This window comes from Novosphingobium sp. B-7, assembly GCF_000410615.1.
Taxonomy (GTDB): domain Bacteria; phylum Pseudomonadota; class Alphaproteobacteria; order Sphingomonadales; family Sphingomonadaceae; genus Novosphingobium; species Novosphingobium capsulatum.
Genome location: NZ_APCQ01000273.1, coordinates 1 through 4525, shown reverse-complemented (window position 1 = coordinate 4525; position 4525 = coordinate 1). Strand labels below are relative to the sequence as shown.

General features: G+C 65.4%; 3 protein-coding genes and 2 pseudogenes. 2 read left to right on the top strand and 3 right to left on the bottom strand.

Translation table 11 applies throughout. The annotated features are described in order from the left end of the window. Positions 1 to 178 (top strand): annotated as a pseudogene (locus H926_RS32225) (ABC transporter ATP-binding protein); the annotation flags it as partial. A 2-nt stretch (positions 179 to 180) separates the two neighbouring features. Here H926_RS32225 and H926_RS34460 read toward each other — a convergent pair. From H926_RS34460 to H926_RS0103875, 3 genes are all read right to left on the bottom strand, one after another. Then, on the bottom strand, positions 181 to 621 hold the full coding sequence (locus tag H926_RS34460) for a hypothetical protein (protein WP_022675148.1): 441 nt from the start codon (positions 619 to 621) through the stop codon (positions 181 to 183). A gap of 86 nt (positions 622 to 707) precedes the next feature. Further along, the gene (locus H926_RS0103880) at positions 708 to 1052 is read right to left on the bottom strand and encodes a helix-turn-helix transcriptional regulator (protein WP_022675147.1); all 345 of its coding nucleotides are present in this window, start codon (positions 1050 to 1052) and stop codon (positions 708 to 710) included. A 153-nt stretch (positions 1053 to 1205) separates the two neighbouring features. Further along, entirely contained in the window at positions 1206 to 3632 is a 2427-nt protein-coding gene (locus H926_RS0103875) for a TonB-dependent receptor (protein WP_028657547.1), read from the bottom strand. A 179-nt stretch (positions 3633 to 3811) separates the two neighbouring features. Here H926_RS0103875 and H926_RS0103870 point away from each other — a divergent pair. After that, positions 3812 to 4525 (top strand): annotated as a pseudogene (locus H926_RS0103870) (histidine kinase); the annotation flags it as partial.

The following is a 4525-nucleotide window of genomic DNA, read 5'->3' as shown; positions in this document are numbered from 1 at the left end:
GTCAGGCCGGCCCTGGCTTGTGCTCGACGAGCCGAGCGAGGGGCTGGACCTGGCGACCGAGGCGCGGCTGCACCAGCGCCTGGCCGCCTGGCTGGATCAGACCGGCACCGGCCTGCTGCTGGTCAGCCATCGCCCGGCGATGGCCAGCCTGGCGCAACAGGCCATTGCGCTCGGCTGACCTTACCAGCCACGCCCGCCCCAGCCGCCGCCTTGATGGGCCGAGGCGTTGATCCAGCCTTCGATGCGGTCATAGCGCATGGCGATGCGGTTGACCGAGCGCCAGTCTCCCTCGCCGCATTCGTTGCGCTGGCGCCCTTCGAGATCGTCGATCGCATCGTGGATGCGGCCGGCCTGGCGCGGATCGATATCGCCTTCGTCCACCTCGTGGCGCAGGCGCGCTTCCAGCCCATGGGCGCGCTGGCCCGAACAGATGAAAGCCATGCGGCCGCCCTGCCGGTCCCCATCGCCGCCGTAATAGCCGCGCCCGTAACCGCCGCCATAGCCCTGCCCCCCATAGCCCTGGTTATATCCGCCCCAGGCTTGGGCCTGGGCGGTTTGCGCGGCCGTGCCGCCAATGGTCAGCGCGGCGGCCATGATGGCGGCAATGCGAATGGTCTTCATCTTGTGTCTCCCACCTCGGGTCTTGTCGTCCCGGAAGACACGCTATGACGCGGCCGCTGCCGCAAACTTGAACTGGCTGTCGTCTCTCATTCAGAATGTTGCTGGGCAGAATGTTGCTGGCTGATCGCGCCAGCTTCGCACATCACGCACATCGCGTGGATCAGGCCCGAAACCACCGGGTCCTTCAGGCTGTACCAGCGCACCTGCGCCTCGCTGCGCACGTTGACCACGTCTTCGCCGCGCAGCAGCGCCAGGTGCTGCGATACGCCCGATTGCGACAGCCCGGTCAGCGCCACCAGTTCGGTCACGCTCACCTCGCCCTCGTCCATCCGGCACAGCATCAGCAGCCGCTCGGGATGGCTCATCACCTTGAGGCGGCCGGCCATGTGCGCGGCATTGGCCTTGAGCTGGGAAAGATCGGTCGGTTTCATCGCACCTTCCGAAATAGGGCAAACCGCCCGCACGGCAAGACACCGCCGGAATTTGGCGCGATTCTGCCCAAATGGGCTGGAAAACGGGCAAAAAAAAGCGGGCAGTCCACGGTGGAACTGCCCGCCCAGTGAGGGCTCGGAATTTCGTTGTGATCAGAAGCTGATGGCGATCTCGCCGCCAAAGGTGCGGGGCGGGTTGAAGTTGCCATAATCGCCCAGCACCGCATCGTTGGCGCCCGAACGGCGATAGATGTAGGTGGTGTTGAACAGGTTGCGGCTCCAGGCCGAGAACGTCGCCTTGGCGCTGCCATTGAGCGGCACCGAGGCCAGCGCGATGCGGCCGTTGACAACGAAGCTGGAGTCGGTCTTCACCGATTCGTTCTGGAAGCTGTACTGCGGATCGGCATAGTTGGCATCGAGGTGCACGCGCAGTTCGCTGCCATTGGCATTGACCGGCAGGGCATAGTCGATCGCGCCCGACGCCGCATTGGCCGGCGTATAGACCACATAGACCTGGTACAGCTGGTTGTTGAGGAACGGGTTCGCCGTCGCCGGAACGTGGGTATAGGTATAGGCGTAAGACGCGCTCAGCGTCAGGCCCTCGGCTGCCTGCACCGTCAGGTCTGCTTCCACGCCGCGAATGCGCGAGGTGCCCGGCGCGTTGCGGGTTTCCTCGGTGTGGAGGTTGAACGTCGGGTTGGGCTGGCCGTTGTCGAGATAGGGCCGCGTATCGACGTTGTCGAAATCGGTCTGGGTGCCGGTGCGGTCCATCATATAGCCCGCCAGGTTCAGGCGCACGCGGTGGTCCATCAGGTCCATCTTGGTGCCGATTTCATAGGCCTTGACCGCTTCGGGGCCGAACGCGGCAAAGGTCTGCGAACGGTCGTTGGCGCCACCGGCGCGATAGCCGGTCGAATACTTGGCATAGGCGTGGATGTTATCGGTCAGGTCATAGGCCGCCACGATCAGCGGATCGAACCGGCTGACGCTTTCGTGGAACTGATAGTTGGTCGCCGCGCCCTGCACGAGATAGAGCGTGCCATCGCGCTTGTCGTTGGTGTAGCGGCCGCCCACGGTCAGGTGCAGCTTGTCGCCCAGCGCATCGGGGGTGAACGTCGCCTGGCCGAACGCTGCATAGCTTTTGGCAAAGGCCTGGCTGGCGCGCTGCAGGAACTGCTGCCCGATGGCCCAGCCCTGGTTGGACGAGGTGACGGGGCCAACCACGGTTTCGCTGTTGATGGTATAGCCGGTGCCATCGACATTCCAGGTGTTGGACGAGGGCGTCGATGCCTGTTCCTGGGCGCGTTCGTTGAAGTAATAGGCGCCCAGCACGTAATCCACCTGCGGCAGGCTGCCGACGAGCTGGAGTTCCTGGCTGAACTGGCGCTGGTTGAGGTACGAGAGGCTGTAGCGCGAGAAGCCGGTGTTGGGGGCAAAGATCGTGCGCGCGGCGCCGCCCGAGTTGTCCCACTGCTCGGTCGAAACCGTGCGCCATGCCGTGATCGAGCGCAGCTGCATGTGCGGCGCCACGTCATAGTTGAGGTGCAGCGAGGTGCCTTGCGTGCGATCGACGCTGGGCTGCTGCGGCACGCCGATCGGCGCCACCTTGACCCGGTTGTCACCCGTGGGCGTCATCAGTGACGAAAGCGGCGCGATGCACGAGGAGCATGCCGAGGTGGTGCCGGGCGCCACCAGGATATACTTGCCGTTGCCATTGGGATTCTGGATGTACTGGCCAACCGTGCGCCCCTGCGGGTTGTAGGTGATCAGCTGGCTGTAGTTCGGGGTGTTTTCGTCCTTGGCCTTGTCATAGGAAACGATCGCCGAGAAACCGGGCATCGGCGTCCACTTGGCCGAGATGCGCCCACCGGTGCGGTCATACTGGTTCCAGCCGGCCTGGCCCGCCAGCGGGTTCTTTACCGTGGGGTCCTGGTGCTGCTGCACGCCGTCGATCTTGATGGCGATGTTGTTGAATTCGGGCAGGTCGAGGTGGCCTTCCACGGTGTGGCTGCCGAAATTGCCCACGCCTGCCGAAAAGCGGCCGTCGAACTGGCCGGTCGGGTCCTTGGTCACGATGCTGACCGCGCCGCCTTCGGTGTTGCGGCCAAACAGCGTGCCCTGCGGGCCTTTCAGCACTTCGATGCGCTGCACGTCGAACAGCGCGGCATTGAGGCCCTGCGAGCGGGCAAGATAGACGCCGTCGATATAGACGCCCACGCCAGTGTCGCGCGCGGTCTGGTTCTGGTCGAACGGCACGATGCCGCGAATGCCCACGGTCAGCGCCGACTGGCGCGCTTCGAACGTGGCGACGCGCAAGGACGGTACGCCGCCATCGGCGAGGTCGATCAGGCTCTGCACGTGGCGGTCCTTGATGAGCTGGTCGCTCACCACCGAGATCGCCACCGGGGTCTTTTGCAGGTTGGTCTCGCGCTTGGTCGCGGTGACCACGATTTCAGAGAGGCGCGAACCGCTATCGGCGCTGGCCGATGCATCGGGCGCGGCTTCCGCGGCTGCGGGCGCAGCGGCCGGTGCTTCGGCAGCATGCGCCACACCGGCGTTGAGCCAGGCAAGCACCATCATCGACGAGGCCAGGGCGGCCTTGGGGTAAGTCACTGTGCACTCCTCCGCAACGAGTCTGTATCTTTCGTTACGGGGCCAGTACCCATCGATAATTGCACTTGTGTGACAGACCATCACATTCACGCCGCGCCCCGACCACCGGCTTTGAACCGCGCAGCGATCGTGGCATGGAGGCCGCCATGACCGGGGCCACATCACCACACCATGGCATGAATGCCGCCGGCGTGCGCTCGCGCTCCGGGCTGTTCCTGGCCGCGATTCGGGCGTTGATCGCGTGCCTGTTCACGCTGTGGCTGTGGATCGCGCCGCCCCATGCCGTGCTCGGCGGCACGCAACCGGCGTTCCTGTTCGAAGGCTATCTGGTCTTTGCCCTGGTCATGCTGGCCATCGCCTGGCGCAGCTGGTGGTTCGAATTTCGCCTCGGCGGCTTGGCCTTTTTCATCGATGCGCTGACCATGCTGATCGGGCTCGCCGCAACCGAGGCGGTGACCTTCGATTTCTTCAGCGCGTTCATGACGTTCTACGCGTTCCTCACGCTCACCTCGCTGGCGCGCTGGAGCCGGCGCAACGCCATGCTGGCAGCCGTGGGGCTGGCGCTGTGTTTTCTCGTGGCCGGGCTGGCGGTCGATTGGGCCGGCGTGCCGATCGATACCACCAAGTTCCTGCGACGGCTGAGTACGCTGGGCGTGCTGTCGCTGCTGCTCGCCTGGTTCGTCCAGGGGCGGCAGCGCCCCGCCCTGCCGCGCCATGACCCGGCGGATTCGCTGCCTGGGAACGCGGGCGACGACGCCGTGCTGCCGGCCCAGGTCCTGGCCTATGCCATGGGCCTGTGCCAGGCGCAGGGTGGCCTCCTGGCCTGGGCCGCCACGGCAGAACCACATCCCCGCGTCCAT